The sequence below is a fragment of the Streptomyces sp. NRRL S-920 genome (assembly GCF_000717945.1).
Lineage (GTDB): Bacteria > Actinomycetota > Actinomycetes > Streptomycetales > Streptomycetaceae > Streptomyces > Streptomyces alboniger.
In genome coordinates this window covers 1-279 of sequence record NZ_JODF01000183.1, presented here as the reverse complement: position 1 = coordinate 279, position 279 = coordinate 1, and the positions used below count along the sequence as shown (strand labels likewise).

The 279-nt window shown below is 71.0% G+C and carries 1 protein-coding gene; it reads right to left on the bottom strand.

Features of this window, described 5'->3' with window-relative positions; translation table 11 throughout:
- On the bottom strand, nucleotides 1-279 hold a 279-nt coding region (locus tag IG54_RS38975), incomplete at both ends, for a polyketide synthase dehydratase domain-containing protein (RefSeq protein ID WP_037898498.1).

Sequence of the window (279 nt, the reverse complement as noted above, 5' to 3'; positions counted from 1 at the left end):
GCGGTGAGTTGGTCGGTGGTGATGGCGCGGAGTACGAGGGAGTCCGCGGTGGCGACGGGGGTGCCGGTTTCGTCGGTTGCGGTGATGGTTACGGCGTCGGTGCCGGCGGGGGTGAGTTTGACGCGGAGTACGGAGGCGCCGGTGGCGTGGAGGGTTACGCCGGTCCAGGCGAAGGGCAGGAGTGCGTGGTCGGCTGCTTCGGTGAAGTCGCCGAGGGCCACGGCGTGCAGGGCGGCGTCCAGGAGTGCGGGGTGCAGTCCGAAGCCGTCGGTGGAGGTG